This is a genomic window from Nostoc sp. DedQUE08 (assembly GCF_034530895.1).
Lineage (GTDB): Bacteria > Cyanobacteriota > Cyanobacteriia > Cyanobacteriales > Nostocaceae > Nostoc.
This window is the reverse complement of the sequence record NZ_JAVRCD010000105.1, coordinates 1-15426: the sequence shown is the minus strand read 5'-3', so window position 1 is coordinate 15426 and position 15426 is coordinate 1. Positions and strand designations below refer to the sequence as shown.

General features: G+C 40.5%; 13 protein-coding genes. 10 read left to right on the top strand and 3 right to left on the bottom strand.

The window, feature by feature from the left end:
* The first annotated feature begins 251 nt into the window (after positions 1–251).
* The 4 genes from RMY64_RS35545 (at position 252) to RMY64_RS35530 (ending at position 3022) form a co-directional block, all read left to right on the top strand.
* The gene (locus RMY64_RS35545) at positions 252–1109 is read left to right on the top strand and encodes a nitrate ABC transporter ATP-binding protein (protein ID WP_322675473.1); all 858 of its coding nucleotides are present in this window, start codon (positions 252–254) and stop codon (positions 1107–1109) included.
* A 389-nt stretch (positions 1110–1498) separates the two neighbouring features.
* Entirely contained in the window at positions 1499–1981 is a 483-nt protein-coding gene (locus RMY64_RS35540) for a YbjN domain-containing protein (RefSeq protein WP_322675472.1), read from the top strand.
* 206 nt (positions 1982–2187) lie between these two features.
* Positions 2188–2361: a hypothetical protein gene (locus RMY64_RS35535; protein WP_322702546.1), complete on the top strand. Its 174-nt coding sequence runs from the start codon at positions 2188–2190 to the stop codon at positions 2359–2361.
* A 310-nt stretch (positions 2362–2671) separates the two neighbouring features.
* Complete coding sequence (locus RMY64_RS35530; protein ID WP_322702545.1) at positions 2672–3022, top strand: hypothetical protein; 351 nt, start codon at positions 2672–2674, stop codon at positions 3020–3022.
* 65 nt (positions 3023–3087) lie between these two features.
* Here RMY64_RS35530 and RMY64_RS35525 read toward each other — a convergent pair whose 3' ends face one another.
* Positions 3088–4098, bottom strand: coding sequence for a cyanophycin synthetase (locus RMY64_RS35525; protein WP_322702544.1), 1011 nt, complete (start codon positions 4096–4098; stop codon positions 3088–3090).
* Between the two features lie 618 nt (positions 4099–4716).
* On the opposite strand from RMY64_RS35525, the gene RMY64_RS35520 reads away from it, so the two are divergent.
* From RMY64_RS35520 to RMY64_RS35510, 3 genes are all read left to right on the top strand, one after another.
* A complete protein-coding gene (locus RMY64_RS35520; RefSeq protein WP_322675469.1) occupies positions 4717–4953 on the top strand; it encodes a hypothetical protein in 237 nt (78 codons plus the stop codon).
* Between the two features lie 606 nt (positions 4954–5559).
* On the top strand, positions 5560–9777 hold the full coding sequence (locus tag RMY64_RS35515; RefSeq protein ID WP_322702543.1) for a PAS domain S-box protein: 4218 nt from the start codon (positions 5560–5562) through the stop codon (positions 9775–9777).
* The gene (locus tag RMY64_RS35510; RefSeq protein WP_322702542.1) at positions 9774–10742 is read left to right on the top strand and encodes a PleD family two-component system response regulator; all 969 of its coding nucleotides are present in this window, start codon (positions 9774–9776) and stop codon (positions 10740–10742) included. The genes RMY64_RS35515 and RMY64_RS35510 overlap by 4 nt, the downstream gene beginning before the upstream one ends.
* 70 nt (positions 10743–10812) lie before the next feature.
* Here RMY64_RS35510 and RMY64_RS35505 read toward each other — a convergent pair whose 3' ends face one another.
* Positions 10813–11949 carry a cob(I)yrinic acid a,c-diamide adenosyltransferase gene (locus RMY64_RS35505; protein ID WP_322675466.1) on the bottom strand — a complete coding sequence of 379 codons (1137 nt, stop codon included), beginning with the start codon at positions 11947–11949 and terminating at the stop codon, positions 10813–10815.
* 365 nt (positions 11950–12314) lie between these two features.
* On the opposite strand from RMY64_RS35505, the gene fraC reads away from it, so the two are divergent.
* The 3 genes from fraC to RMY64_RS35490 all read left to right on the top strand — a co-directional run bounded on the left by fraC (position 12315) and on the right by RMY64_RS35490 (position 14795).
* Positions 12315–12854: a filament integrity protein FraC gene (fraC, locus tag RMY64_RS35500; RefSeq protein WP_322702541.1), complete on the top strand. Its 540-nt coding sequence runs from the start codon at positions 12315–12317 to the stop codon at positions 12852–12854.
* A 59-nt stretch (positions 12855–12913) separates the two neighbouring features.
* Complete coding sequence (gene fraD, locus RMY64_RS35495) at positions 12914–13921, top strand: septal junction protein FraD (protein WP_322675464.1); 1008 nt, start codon at positions 12914–12916, stop codon at positions 13919–13921.
* A gap of 94 nt (positions 13922–14015) precedes the next feature.
* Positions 14016–14795, top strand: coding sequence for an ABC transporter permease (locus RMY64_RS35490; RefSeq protein ID WP_322675463.1), 780 nt, complete (start codon positions 14016–14018; stop codon positions 14793–14795).
* Between the two features lie 130 nt (positions 14796–14925).
* On the opposite strand, the gene RMY64_RS35485 is transcribed toward RMY64_RS35490, so the two are convergent.
* A complete protein-coding gene (locus RMY64_RS35485; RefSeq protein WP_322675462.1) occupies positions 14926–15321 on the bottom strand; it encodes a hypothetical protein in 396 nt (131 codons plus the stop codon).
* Positions 15322–15426: the final 105 nt, after the last annotated feature.

The window sequence follows — 15426 nt, the reverse complement described above, 5'->3', positions numbered from 1 at the left end:
GAATCCACCTTTTTACTCCGTTAACGAGTATTTGAACCGGATGAATCCACCTTTTATCTCCGTTAACGATCTGACTTTTTACATCATCTGAAAAAACCAGCAAAAGACCTAACCCCCTACCCCCTTCCCTACAAGGGAAGGGGGAAAATTCAAAGCCTCTCCCCTAGAAGGGGAGAGGTTTGGAGAGAGGTCAGAATATTCATTTGCACATCGCCTACATTAAGCTTTTTAATCTCCAAATACCAAATACCATGCAAAACCGCAACTCAACAGCTACAAACACACTAGAAAAACCATTCGCCACTACAAGCACCAGTCGCAGACCTTTCCTAGAAATTAAAGACGTTACCAAAGTTTATCCGACAAAGAAAGGCCCCTTCACCGTACTCGACGGCGTTAACCTCAACGTCGAACAGGGGGAGTTTATTTGCGTCATCGGGCACTCTGGCTGTGGCAAATCGACGCTGTTAAATATGGTATCCGGTTTTAACTTTCCCACCTCCGGGCAAGTGTTACTCGAAGGAGAACCCATTACCAAGCCAGGCCCAGACAGAATGGTTGTCTTCCAAAACTATGCCCTGTTACCGTGGCGGACTGCTTTTGAAAACATCTACTTAGCTGTTAACGCCGTTTATCCCAATAAACCACAAGCTGAAAAAAGAGCGATCGTCCGCGATCATTTGGCAATGGTGGGACTGGCTGATGCGATGGAAAAGAAACCAATGCAAATGTCCGGCGGGATGAGACAACGAGTTTCTATCGCCCGTGCTTTGGCAATTCGTCCAAAAGTCTTAATTTTAGATGAACCTTTTGGGGCGCTGGATGCGATTACCAAAGAAGAATTACAAGAAGAATTGCTCAAAATATGGGGCGATAACCGTTGTACAGTGCTAATGATTACCCACGACATCGACGAGGCACTATTTTTAGCAGATAAATTGGTAATGATGACCAATGGCCCCCATGCGAAAATTGGTGAAGTTATGGAAATTCCTTTTTCTCGTCCGCGCGATCGCAGCCGCATCATGGAAGATCCACAATATTACCAACTGCGTAACTATGCCCTAGACTTCCTCTTTAACCGCTTTGCCCATGATGATGTAGGTTAAGCGCGATCGTCATTAGACCTGCCTTAAAAATAGGGACTGGGGACTGGGGATGGTGGGGCCCCCTCTGGGGATAAGGGGTAATGGGGACTGGGGGAAGAGATATTTTTATTGTTCCTTGTGAGTTCCACTCATGAAGTCTCTTGCAAAAATATATTTTTGCACTCTTAGGGAAAAAGAAAAAGGTTAAAGGGAAAGGATTTTGAGTTTCTTTTCCCTTTCCCCTTTACCCCTACAAATGCCAAGAAGTCTATTCTCATTTTTGCAAAATAGTACCAAATGGTAGCGGGAAGAACCATGCAATCAGTAGGGGCAATTCATGGATTGCCCTTACAACTACGTCTACAAGTTATAAAGTATGTGTAGAGCGAGTATGTTGAGAAAAAATCTGTATGACCAGCTACCCAGAAACCCTAACTAGTAATAACGAATCCGTTAATGCTTTAATCGGCGAGACGACGAGCATTAACCATCTTGAGGTAATTGAAAATGTCATCGACTCTTTGGAACAAGATGATAGTGCGATGGTTAGCCACACTCCAGAGGGTGGTTATCTCTGGAAGTTTAAGTATGGAAGCGTGGAAGTATTTGTCCAACTCAACGGGACAACCGATGAAGACACAATAACGGTTTGGTCTGCGGTGCTAAATTTACCTGCCAAAGATGAACCTAAGTTGATGCGGTATCTTTTGGAGTTGAACTGCTCTAGTACTTTTGAAGCGCGTTTCGGTATTATTGAAAACCGAGTGGTTGTAATATCGACACGCACCTTAGCAGAGTTATCTCCTGGCGAAGTGTCTCGGCTAATTACCATTGTGGCAACGATCGCTGATAATAACGATGAAGCCTTACAATCTGAATTTGGTGCGGCTTAAGGAATTTTAGATTTTGATTGGGCTATTGCTACATCCGATGTATAGCAATCCGGTTTGGGGAAATCTGCAAAGACTTTTTTCTGTGTACCAATTAAAAAGCGCCTGGGAGTGTTGCCGTGTTTCCACCCCAGGCGCTTTTTATTTTTAACTTGCTCCTCACACAATTAGATAGTATCACTGCTTCAATCAAAAGGCCAGTCTAGTAAGTGACACTTTTAGAACTGACTGCCAATTTAATTTGGGTTTATATTCCTTTGACTCGATCCTATCTGCATTTTGGGTGCGATCGCTCAAATTATGGCAGTTTGCTTGACAGACGCGATCGCATCCACGTTATGTATTGGCTTACTGATTTCATTACACAGCCGCTTTATTGGTAATCACCAGCCCTCAAAAGGTGAGTTAAGGAGGATTTAGCCTTTACAATTCGTAACATGACTAATTAAATAATTATTAAAAATATATGCATCCTTTAATTAATGCCTGAAACTTTTTAGTAATCTATCAAACTCTCAAATAAATATTAGCACTCAATGCTTGTAAGTGCTAATTTATAGCTGAAGTTTAACGCCTATGATATAGACCAAAACTACACTTTTTGTAGATGCTTTAGTTCCTTTCCAGATATTATTTTAGAAATAGAAAAAACTAAATATTTCCTGTCAGCAATATAAAATTGGGAGTAGTGGCATGAAATACACTTTTGATATTGTAGGAATATCTCCACTTTTGCAGTTTTTTAATCAGCAACAGCAAAACGAGCAAAAACCACCCCACCAAGGTGTGGAATACTTGGGAATGCATACGTGTACGCTAGATACGTTTTTAGAATCGGTAGAATCAGTTCCAGCAAAGTGGAATTGGAATTTGGATCAAGTGGTAGATACCGTGATTCAGTTTTGGTTGAATAACTCAGACAGCATTCGTTATTGGAAAGTGCGTTTAAATGATGCTGGTAAAGATAATTTACTAGTCACAAGGTTGGCGGATATAACCGCCTTACAAGCTGAATTTGAATCTTTATTAGATAAGGAGTGGTGAAGAAATCGTTAGAATTGAAAAAGAATTCAGGACGGGAGCAACCTCTGCTTCGCCTCCAGTCAAAATCAATTATTTACTCTTTTATTCTCGTTTTCAAGTATTTTGAGAACTTGGAGATATAAATTTTCGACTCTTTTTGTCTGAACTTCACCAAATGACGCATAGTGAGTTAAGCTAGGAGCGCCATTCACTTCAATAATTGTATAATCTTCCATTGGTGAGGTTATATCACTAGCAAGAATATCCACACCTGATAATCTCAATTCCATATCTTTTGTAATATTTACTGCTAATTTTTTAAAATCAGGATGGATATTATCAGTGAAATCTATTGCCTCACCTCCAGTTGATAAATTTGCATTATCTAAAAGATAGACTATATTATTCTTAGGTATAACATTACTAAAATTTAGCTTCTGTCTTCGCAAGTTTTTTTGGATTCTGTAATCTTCAAAATCTATAATTTCTTGTCTACCATTTTTGATAAAAGTTTCCTGCTTCTGTTGCATAAGTTGCAAAACAGTAGATTGACCATCTCCAACGATCGATAAAGGAATTCTTTGATATGCCGAAATTACTTCATCATCAAGTACTACGATTCTATAATCATTGCCACTATAGAATCGCTCAACAATAAATCCTGAGATTTTTTGCAAGATTTTTTTAGCTACTTGGTAATATTCTTGTTTATTGTAAACCTTGGTAACAAACATTCCTTGGCTAAGATTGATCGGCTTGACAATTACAGGAAATCCCAACTCCTGAGCATAATAAAATCCTGCATCTATATTTCTAGAATTAGCTATCTCTTCGCATAATTCGTCACTAAAAAACGTTTTTCCTTCAGTAACCTTATAGCCAAATTTATTCAGAAAAAAGTTTGAAACTGCTTTGTCTTTAACAATTGCAGCCGAGCCAAAAGAATTAATACTAAACCTGGTATTACGAAAAAAGGTTTTGTTGCCGTTTTTAAATGTAATCAATCCCATAAAAGTGCATTCTGGGTCTATTAAAACTACTGCTTCTATTTCCTCTGCTATTTTTTTTATTATTGATGTTACAAATGGTGTTTTCATTATCGATAACTATAATTTCGTCGAAAAGATTTTAACTATTTTGTGACAATTAGTCAAGAATTGTCAATTTCAACAATTGCACTATGCTTTGTCCCTAAAACTCTAGTCAAAAGCTGAAGGAAAATTCATTTTTGAATATTTCAATAAACTCTGAAAATTTAATTATTCTCAACTAACTATAAAAAATGTAAATGCCTGCAATGTAGCTTTACTAATCAGACTATGGAAAAATTAAGAGTGTGTACGTGCTGATTAGTTCTATGTATATTATTCATTTTCTCTTCAGCTTTTAAATAGTATTTTTTCAGACATTAATGTTTGTTTTAGCACTGATGCGGACTTTACTTATGTGTATACATACAAATAATGCAAACCTAATAAATATCAAACTTTCTGCTTGAACATTGTTGTGTCCTGGAAACAATTGCAACTTAAGGCTTTGAGAGTCATTGCCACCTGAAAATTTGAACTTGATTGGTCTAAAATATAGGCTTCAGTGTTGACAATTTATTAATAATCGAATAACAAGGTGGCAGCAGCATTAAAAAAAGCGTTGGTGCATTCCTACCTAGAAACTAATTAACGCCCTTCATTAAACTTCATACGGTTAACATAATTATGCCAGAAAATACGGATAACAAAACTTCCCAATCAGACAATCAAACTCTTGCGTATAAAGAACGCCTCAATTCTTGGGCGATCGCTCGTCAACTTCCTAATACGCAACGGGAGATTGTTGCTCGCTTCCGCAGCCGTTCTGATGCTGATGGCTATATGCGGCACCTTCCTCAAGAAATACCAGATGCTTCCTACATGGTTGTTTTTGATTGTCAACGCCAAGAAGCTGCAATTTAAAGTACAAGCGAATGGCATTAACCCTTGTTTTTAGTCCAATATGCTTGGCTTAAGGGTTATTGGTCTTTCAAGACGCGATAAATCAAGACGCGATTTATCGCGTCTCTACAATCTGGTTTTGAATTTTCATTACTCTTTTGTTGCGATCGCAGGCGTAGTCTACTTAAAATTTGCGCGAACCACTATATTTAATTTGCTTTCCAGCAAGAGGCTTAGATCCCCGACTTACTTCAAGAAGTTGGGGATCTTTTGGTTTCTAGTACCTTCTACCATCTCAATTAACGTCAGGCTGTACTACTGAAAATTAGCAGTTCTCATACTAATTTTCGGTGAAGCTGCACATTGTTTTGGCCCCTGCCAACCTTACCAAGGAGATGTGCCGCAGGTGGTGGGATTTTTTACTATGCGTATTCATAAATAAAATAATTGGTATCAAAACAAGTGTAATTATAATTAGAAATGATTAAACTTTTCGTAAAATACATAAACATATTGATATATTAACTAAAAATAAATTCCGTAAATCCCCCCTTGCTACTGATATTTTAGATTACTTAAAAGTAAAAGTTAGTGCAATAAGCCCTGAAAATTCTAGAGAGTTAATAAGTGGAAAAACAGCACCTATATAACTGGTTCAAAGCTGTGAGATTTTTTCGTCAACAAGAATTACTTGCCCTGTTGCTGGGGATTTTCTTCTCAATCTCTGTATTCCTACTCTGGCAGAGACTTTTAATCCAAAATCCGGGATTATCAACACAAGTAGAATTGATTGCAGGGTTATTAGTTATTGTCACGCTAACATTATCAATTTATTTTGCCTTGGCAATGAAAGTAAGAAATCAACAAATAACAGCAATCAATCAGGAGTTAACTCACAGGATTTTTGAACAGAAACAGGTAGAAATTGCCCTGATCGCCAGTGAAAATCGTTTGCGACAGTTGGTGGAAACTGTCAAAGTCATCCCTTGGGAATTGGACTTGAAAACTTGGCGATTTATTTATGTTGGGCCACAAGCAGTAGACTTGCTAAATTATCCGATCGCAGAGTGGTACGAGGAAAATTTTTGGGTTAATCATCTGCATCCAGATGACAAGGAAAAGTCTGTTCGTTTTTGTCAAGAAGCAGCTGCTAGGTGCGAAAATCACGAATTGGAATATCGGATGTTAGCTGCTGATGGGCGAGTTGTTTGGCTGCGAGACATTGTTAGTGTCGTTGAGGAAGCCGGAACTGCGATCGGGCTGAGGGGATTTATGTTTGACATTACTGATTTAAAGCTGGTTGAAGAAACCTTGAGGCTGAGGGAGAGGGCACTTGCCGCTACCAGTAATGGAATTATGATTGCCGATGCCAAAATCGCCTACAATCCCATTATTTACGTTAACCCTGCCTTTGAGCAAATAACAGGCTACAGTGTTACTGATGTAATTGGGCAAAACTGTCGATTTTTGCAACGCACAGATACCCAGCAACCAGCACTTAATGAATTGCGCTCATCTATTCAAGCTGGAAGAAGTTGCAAAGTTGTTCTCCGCAACTATCGCAAAGATGGTACTTTGTTTTGGAATGAATTGAGTATTTCTCCGATTCATGATGACAATGGTGAGTTAAGCCACTTCATTGGCATTCAGAGAGATATTAGCGATGTCTACAAAGAGCTTTGCTTACGCAAGCAAGCCGAAGCCAATCTACGTCGGCAAGCTCTCACCTTTGAAAATATGCATGATGGCGTAATTATCACAGATTTAACCGGAAGTATTATTGACTGGAATCCTGCTGCCGAAGGTATGTTTGGCTATACCAAAGCCGAGATTTTAGCTCAACATCCCAGTATTTTGCATCAGCCGGAAGTAGCCGCAACATTAAGCGCCGAAATTTTGTCAACAGTCAACCAGCAAGGACGCTGGTCAGGGGAAATACACTTTATTCGCAAAGATGGCAGTGAGGGAATTTGCGAAACAACCGTAGTCGCTTTACAGGATGAACAGGGGGAAACTGTTGCCACTGTTGGCATCAATCATGACATTACTGAAAACAAACGAGCTAAAGAGGCACTGCAAAGGCAATTACATCGCACCTTACTACTTGAAAAAATTACTCAGGAAATTCGTCAAAGTCTTGATACCAAAAAAATTTTTGAGACAGCTGCTACCCAAATTGGACAAACATTTGCTGCCGATCGCTGTCTGATCCACTCTTACATTTGTAACCCCACACCGCAAATTCCCCTAGTAGCAGAATATAATACACTCCCTGGTTACTGCTCCAGATTGAAATTGGAAGTTCCTATGACTAACAATCCCCATGTCGAGCAGATGATGACCCAAGAAAGTGCGATCGCTTCTCCAAATGTGTACGTTGAGCCTTTACTGGAAATGGTTCAGCCTATCTGCCGAGAAATTGGGCTGAAGTCTATGCTGTCAATCCGCACTTCCTATCAAGGAGAACCCAATGGAGCGATCGGTTTACATCAGTGCAGCTATTTTCGCCAATGGACACAAGACGAAATCGAATTACTAGAAGCTGTGGCGGCTCAACTAGGGATTGCTCTAGCACAAGCTCACTTACTGGAACAAGAAACGCGCCAACGTGAAGAACTTACCTTGAAAAACTTTGCCTTGGAGCAGGCAAAACGTCAAGCAGAAGCCGCAAATCGGGCAAAAAGTGAGTTTTTGGCAATGATGAGCCATGAAATTCGGACTCCAATGAATGCTGTTATTGCCATGACAGGTCTATTGCTGGATACTGACCTTACACCTCAACAGCAAGACTTTCTGGAAATAGTTCACAGTAGCGGAGATACTTTACTCACCATCATCAACGATATACTAGATTTCTCCAAAATTGAGTCGGGCAAACTGGAATTAGAAGAACAGCCTTTTAGTTTAAGAGCTTGTGTGGAGGAGGCTATTTCCTTTTTAGCTCCGAAAGCTGCCCAAAAGGATATCGAACTAGTTTATCTGATCCAGCCCCAAGTTCCCATTGAGATCGTCGGTGATTTGACTCGTCTGCGCCAAGTTTTGATGAATCTTCTCAATAATGCGATCAAGTTTACCGAAACCGGAGAAGTATTACTCTCTGTTGAGCTGGGGATTGGGGACTGGCGAGCAGGGGAGCAGAAAAGAAGAAGTACCAGTAAGTCTTTCCCTTCTGCCCCTATGCTCCTCTGCCCCTCTGCCTCTTATGCCCAATCCCCGATACCTGTTGAAAAAGAGCAACTTCTCTACGAAATTCAATTTGCAATCAAAGATACAGGTATTGGTATCGCACCAGAGAAAATAGAGCGATTATTTCAACCTTTCACTCAGGCTGATGTCTCCATGACTCGACGATACGGTGGCACAGGGCTAGGATTGGCGATTAGTAAGCGGCTCAGTAAGATGATGGGCGGCACTCTTTGGGTAGAAAGCCAGGGGTTTGTTGGTGGTAATTCTAGCCCTAGATGGGATAAGAGAAAATTATTATCATTTCCTGACTCTTCACCAGGTTCAACATTTTACTTCACCATTATTACCAAAGTGGCTGCTCAATCAGAACAAGCTGAATTAAGCACTTCAACCCTGCTTGCATCCAAGCGACTATTGATTGTGGATGATAATTTAACCAATCGCCAAATTCTTAGCTTGCAAGCTGAGTCTTGGAAGATGGAAACTTATGCTGCCAAATCTGGAAAAGAAGCTTTAGTTAAACTTGCTCAGGGAACACAGTTTGATATAGCTATTTTAGATATGCAGATGCCGGAAATGGATGGCATAACTCTAGCTCGTCAAATCCGCAAGCAATCTGGTTGTCAAAATCTGCCTTTGGTAATTATGACCTCTTTAGCGAAAGTAGAAACTTTTTCTGATTTTAATGATGTCCAGTTTGCTGCTGCTTTGAGTAAACCCATCAAACACTCTCAACTCTACGATGTTATGACTCGTGTTTTGGGAAATCAGCCGATCCTCGGCAGTATTTCTCATTTTCCCTTGGTAGATCGGCATTTGGTCCATCGGCTGCCACTGCGAATTCTTCTGGCAGAGGACACGGTTGTTAATCAGAAAGTTGCTCTATTGATGCTACAGAAAATAGGTTATGGCGCAGAGGTCGTCAGCAATGGGCTAGAAGCGATCGCAGCTCTGCAAAAACAGCGATTTGACGTAGTGTTGATGGATGTTCATATGCCCAAAATGGATGGTTTAGAAGCAACTCGGAGGATCTGTCAAGAATGGGGGTTAGGTTTTCGTCCTTATATCATCGCCATAACTGCCAATGCCATGCGGGGCGATCGCCAACTTTGTCTTGCTGCTGGTATGGATGACTACATTAGCAAACCCATTCAACTACAAGAGTTAGCTCAGGCACTCAGCAAATGTTCACCCCAAAGAAATTTTGAATTCACTTCCATCGAACAACAAGGGGAAGTAATGCGTCCAGAATTGCAACCTTCGTCAAATATCTTACAGTCATGGCAAAACCAAATATTAAAAAGTACCAAAATTGATGCCAAAATCCTGCAATCCTTGCAGCTTATGCTTAGAGGAGATCGTGTGGCATTTGCTGAACTAATTGAGTGTTATCTTACAGAGACAGATAGACTAGTGCAACATATCAGCACAGCGATCGCAACTCAGGATATCCAAACTATATGGCAGACAGCACACAAACTCAAGTCCAGCAGTGCTTCTATTGGAGCGATCGCCCTAGCTCACCTTTGCAAGGAATTAGAAGTACAGGCACGCAGCAGTAACTTAGAAAACAATTTAGAATTACTTTCACTACTGTATCAGGAATATGAACAAGTTAAAACTGCCTTAGAAAAAGAACTCGCGAAGGAAGTACCATGAAAGCCACTGCTCAAGAAAGCCAATCTTTAGTTTTAATTGTTGATGATGAACCTTTTATTCGCATGATACTGCGGCATTTCTTAGAGCGGGAAGGCTATCAAATAGTGGAAGCTCAAAATGGCATAGAGGCAATAAATCTTTTTAACCAATTGCACCCTGATATAGTACTCCTTGATGCCATAATGCCGGATATGGATGGATTCGAGTGTTGCACTCAGTTGGAACTTCTGGATTGTAACAAGCATACTCCAGTTTTAATGATTACAGGACTTGAAGATCAAGAGTCGGTTGACCGTGCATTTGCAGTGGGAGCAATGGATTTTGTTACCAAACCGATTCACTGGCCAGTTTTGCGACAACGGGTAAAACGCTTGATTCAGCAATCTCAGTTACAGCAAAAACTGGAAACCATGAATCTGGAATTGCAGCGATTAGTTACTATCGATGGATTAACTCAAGTAGCCAATCGCCGACGGTTTGAAGAGTATTTTTCCCAAGAGTGGCAGCGTCTAAAACGCGAGCAACGTCCGCTTTCTCTGATTCTTTGCGATGTTGATTTTTTCAAATTATATAATGATACCTATGGTCATCGGGTAGGCGATCGCTGTCTTCAAAAAATTGCTCAAGCCATCAAAGATATTATTAAACGTCCCGGAGATTTAGTTGCCCGTTATGGTGGGGAAGAATTTGCTGTGATTTTACCGAACACAGACACTAAGGGGGCGATTCATGTTGCCGACCAAATTTGTCATGCTGTCCGAGCGCTAGCAATTCCCCATCAAAATTCCCAAGTTAGTTCTCATGTAACTATTAGTGTTGGGTTTACGACAGAAATTCCTCAGCCAGATTCTGACTTAGAAGAAATGATTGCCGCAGCGGATCGGGCGTTGTATCAAGCAAAGGCAGCAGGACGCGATCGCTTTGTGCAAAATGTTCTACTACCCGAAAGTACAAATTCCCGCTAATCTGCTAACATTCAGTTATCTGCCCAATGCCCCATGCCCCATGCCCCATGCCCAATGCCCCATGCCCCATTTAAAAATCTACCCCTCGTTTAAGTTCTACACCTTGATTAGCATAGTGTTTGTGGCAATAAACCTCTGAGTGGACGCTAGCCAAGTCGAAATATGCGGGTGGATTTTGGCAACGGCCAGTGATAATAATTTCGGTATCGCGGGGTTTGCGGAGTAAAGCTTGGACAATGGGTTCTACAGGGAGTAATTCTAAGTCAACGGTGGGATTGAGTTCATCGAGAATAATAGTTTTATACAATCCAGAGGCGATCGCAACTTTTGCAATTTCCCAACCTCGTTCGGCTTCTACATAATCTAATTCTTGTCGGGAATTTCGCCAGACGATCGCATCTCCACCGCAACGCTGATGATCCACCACTTCTGGATATGACTGCTGCAAAGCGGCGATCGCGGCGTCTTCTGTGTAGCCGCTACCACCTTTAAGCCACTGCATAATCAATACACGGGTAGACCCTGGATGGTTAATTCCTCTACCAATCGCCTGCAAAGCTTTGCCCAAAGCACTAGTAGACTTACCTTTACCAGCACCAGTATAAATTTCAATCCCTTCCAGGAAGAGAGCTTTGGCTGTTGGGTGGTGATGAGGTTTCATTTCTGAGTGCAAATCTGCAATATCGAGCAATTTTTGCGGTGCGGCGCGTCCAGTGGCAATGATTTCCAACTCTTGGGGTTTAGATTTTAATGTCTTTACGACTTCATCCACTGGTAGCAAACCCAAATCCAGAACTGGGTTAATTTCATCTAAGACGACAACTGAATATAAACCACTAGCGATCGCACCTTTGGCGACATCCCAACCTCGCATTGCTTCATCTCGGTCAAAAGTGGTAATTTCCTCATGTCCAAAAAATTCCGCTCTCCCAGTGCGAACCTGGTCAATTAAATGGGGAAACCCGCGTTGTAAAGCTGCGATCGCGCCATCTTCGTCATAATCACGTTCTGGCCCTTTTAAAAACCGCAGCAGTAAAACACGATTAGAATTGCTAGGCGTATTTATTCCCAAGCCAATGGAGCGCAAAACTACTCCCAAAGCCGCTTGAGATTTACCTTTACCCAGACCATCGTAAACGTGAATTTGACCAATAAGCCGTTCTTGACGCACTTGCGCCGTCCGAATCCCAATACCGTTCCTTGTCATCTCTGGAAAAGCTATAACTATGGCAGTCTTTAATCTTACCTAACCTCTTGTACTCTTAGGTAGAGAAACTGCCCCTCTAACGCCTTTGTACAAGGGTTAGTTCGCTCTATTAACAATATCAATAGACCGGAAAGCAAAAGTTACTTTTGCTTTCCGGTTGGGGAAAGGTTAAAGGGGAAGGAATAATTCCATACCTTTACCCTTTACCTCTTACCCCTTACGCTTTTCCCCACTTCTGAAAGAAGTCTAATAGAGGAATACTGGCACACTCGCATAGTAAAGGACAAGAACAATGGGATAATTTCCCCCATCACCCTTACTATCCCAGTTATACTCACTACAGTTAACCCTTACCCGTAACCTTTATGCCTGATAATTGGATGCTTCCCAGGATTTTTCCCATTGGTGGATTTCTGTTTGACTTTTTATTTGTACTGATTGCCATCCCCATCGAAGCTTATGTTTTGCATTCTCGACTAAAATTTGACAAAAAAACTAGTACTTTTTATGCAATTTCTATCAATCTGTTTTCTAGCGTAATTGGTTGGTTCATATTTTTTGTATCAGAACCAATGTTACCAATACAGGTGAAATCAGAATTAATTAACTATATGTTTTTTAATAATTTCAAATCGGCGAACACACAGCCTTTAATTATTTTAACTGCTTGTATAATTTTTTTTACTACGTTTTTGATGAAATTTTTCATTTTAAGGGTCTTGTTATTCTCATTAAATGAATCATTTGCGACCAAGGAAGAGGAACCTAAAACATCCCAGCGCTTGCAACGGCGTCGTTTTACAACCCTGAATTTCCAAAATACTAATTTAGTTACAACTATACTAATAGCAAACTCTCTAAGCTATACTGCAATAACTATTATTTTATTATTTCGTTCAAAATAGCAAGAATTACTTGTTTAATTCAGAGAAAAAATATTGATTAATCAGGTGTAAGGAGGAATATGAATACGCTACTAAAAGATGCCTTTGGGGCTTTTAAATTTGTTGAAGGGCTTTATGCGGGAATTAGAAAAATATTAATTCCACCCAAAGCTTATTCTTGGCAGACATTTATTTATTTGAGTATTTTTTCTTGGATACTTTCATATTGTGCCACAGGTTATATCAAAGATGTAATTGCCTTTTTCGGTTGGTTATTTTTAATTGCCGGCACAGCTTGGTATACAACTGAAGATCCTTTGAGGGTTCCTGGTACTTTTATGCCAGTCGGGGCAGTAATCACTGGATTCTTAGTGAGTGTTTTTGCATTTGGAGATCAACGAGATATAATTACACCCAGAACAATCGTTTTTTGGCCGACAATTTCAGCACTAATTACGGCAATACCAGAGTTTATCGAAGGAAATGATACCGATGCAAAAGCTCGCATTCCTAAACCACAAGATCGCCAAAGAATCATAATTTTAGTTGCTAGTAGTATGTTGCTAAGTTGCTGGATTCAGTTTCACTTTGTGACGGATAATTGGTTACGACAATATCCCAGTTTGCAGGCAGATACTTTTAAACATAGTACCTTTGTTCCTAGAACAGAAGAATTAGTAAAAATTCCCAAGAACGGCGTTATCATTCTCCAGAAACTTCAACCAATAGTAGTAGAGCAAATAGCCCAAAGACCTTGGTCGGAAGTAGAAAAATGGTTGCTAGATGCAAAACAGCGGGTAGGAAATCTGGGCAGGGAAATCATTAAAAAGAACCTGAGTAAATATGAAGAGAAGGAACTATGGCGCGTTGAACCACGTGTAGCTAATACTAAGTCTGGATATATATTAGATTTATTAAGTATTTGGATAGGCCCGAGTTCTAACCCACGGGGCTATTACTTAAAAAAATCTTGCCGCATTGAACCAGTTGCAGCAACCAATAATTCCGAGAATAAGATTACAGTTGCAGAAATCGAATGCGATCGCGCCAGTAAATTAATTTCTGGTTCACCACCTCCGCAGCAGTGACGAGTGGGGCAGAGGGGCAGAGGAGCAGAGGGGCAGGGGAGGCAGAGGAGCAGGGGAAGCAGAGGGGAGAATAATAATTTCTGACAAATGACAAATGACTATTAACAGAATTTTTGTATTGGCAAAGAATGTGTTTCAGGAAGTGGTACGCGATCGCATCTTATATATTATTGGTTTTTATGCGCTAGTACTTGCCACTGCCTTCCGCGTCCTTCCTGAATTTGCAGCTACGGCTGAAGATAAAATGTTTTTAGACTTTGGGATGGCAGCGATGAATGCCATCGGGTTAATTATTACGATATTTATTGGTACGGGACTAATTAATAAAGAAATTGAAAAACGCACTATTTTAGTATTAATTGCCAAACCCGTTAGTCGCAGCGAAATTATCGTCGGCAAATACTTGGGTTTATCCGCAGTTCTAGCTGTACTTGTTGCCACGATGACAGTAATTTATCTGGTATTTCTGCAAATTGGTAATATTCCTCATCCTACGGCAAGCATTCTAATTGCTGGAATTTTCTTATTTTTGCAGTTGTCATTAATTACTGCCGTGGCTATTACCTTTGGTGTTTTTACTGCTTCTCTGCTAGCGACTGTTTTAACCTTTGCGGTATATTTAATCGGAAATATTACTCAAGATTTAGTACAACTTGGTCGTCTGAGCCGTAACCCTGGTATGGAACGTCTAACTCAAGCTTTGTTTCTTTTCTTACCAGATTTATCTCGATTAGATTTGAAAAATGATGCCGTTTATGGTCTGCAAGCACTACCTGACACTACTGCACTGATTATGAATGCTGGTTATGGCTTACTTTATAGTGCCATGTTGTTAGCGATCGCTATTTTGATCTTTTCACAACGCGAATTTTAGACATTGGGCATTGGGCATTGGGCACAAGAGGCAGAGGGGCAGAGGGGCAGAGGAGCACAGGGGAAAGACTTAGTGCAACTTCTCCCCTGCTCCCCTGCTCCTGGCTATCCAAACTGTATTGTTTACACATCTACAAGGGTTGAGTGCCTTGGCTAGATGCTTTTTGTGCAATAGTTTTCAAGCGAGTTGCTCTGCTTTTACGGATACGTTCACTTTTGCGAACTCCACCAGCCATCTCATATTCGCGGCTATCTTTGCCATATTTAAAGCCGATTCCCATGAGCATTTTTTCGGAGAAACCACCCAAGGTTTGTTCTAACTCTTCAATTTCTACTTTGGAAGAGTCAATCGTGCTGAGAGCAGTATTATGAGCTTCTAACTTGCTGCGTAATTGCTCAATTAGTTCTGTCAGTATTTTTAAATTACAAGTCTCTCCAAGATCCAGATTGGCATCAATTGCTTTGAGTCCAGCAAATCTTAACTCAGCATTTTCTAGAACGCGGGATGTACGTTTTCTCAAAGACATAAATTTAGTTACTTGTAATATTTATACAGTTACTATGCCCCATTAAAAATCTAGGACTTACGCATTGACAAGGTTGCCAAGAAGTGAATTCAGGGAAAACAAGGA

Excerpts from the sequence above, each read along its gene's own strand:
- RMY64_RS35545 (WP_322675473.1), top strand. The coding sequence starts at position 252 with ATGCAAAACCGCAACTCAACAGCTACAAACACACTAGAAAAACCATTC.
- RMY64_RS35540 (WP_322675472.1), top strand. The coding sequence starts at position 1,499 with ATGACCAGCTACCCAGAAACCCTAACTAGTAATAACGAATCCGTTAAT.
- RMY64_RS35530 (WP_322702545.1), top strand. The coding sequence starts at position 2,672 with ATGAAATACACTTTTGATATTGTAGGAATATCTCCACTTTTGCAGTTT.
- RMY64_RS35525 (WP_322702544.1), bottom strand. The coding sequence starts at position 4,098 with ATGAAAACACCATTTGTAACATCAATAATAAAAAAAATAGCAGAGGAA.
- RMY64_RS35520 (WP_322675469.1), top strand. The coding sequence starts at position 4,717 with ATGCCAGAAAATACGGATAACAAAACTTCCCAATCAGACAATCAAACT.
- RMY64_RS35510 (WP_322702542.1), top strand. The coding sequence starts at position 9,774 with ATGAAAGCCACTGCTCAAGAAAGCCAATCTTTAGTTTTAATTGTTGAT.
- RMY64_RS35505 (WP_322675466.1), bottom strand. The coding sequence starts at position 11,949 with ATGACAAGGAACGGTATTGGGATTCGGACGGCGCAAGTGCGTCAAGAA.
- fraC (WP_322702541.1), top strand. The coding sequence starts at position 12,315 with ATGCCTGATAATTGGATGCTTCCCAGGATTTTTCCCATTGGTGGATTT.
- fraD (WP_322675464.1), top strand. The coding sequence starts at position 12,914 with ATGAATACGCTACTAAAAGATGCCTTTGGGGCTTTTAAATTTGTTGAA.
- RMY64_RS35490 (WP_322675463.1), top strand. The coding sequence starts at position 14,016 with ATGACTATTAACAGAATTTTTGTATTGGCAAAGAATGTGTTTCAGGAA.
- RMY64_RS35485 (WP_322675462.1), bottom strand. The coding sequence starts at position 15,321 with ATGTCTTTGAGAAAACGTACATCCCGCGTTCTAGAAAATGCTGAGTTA.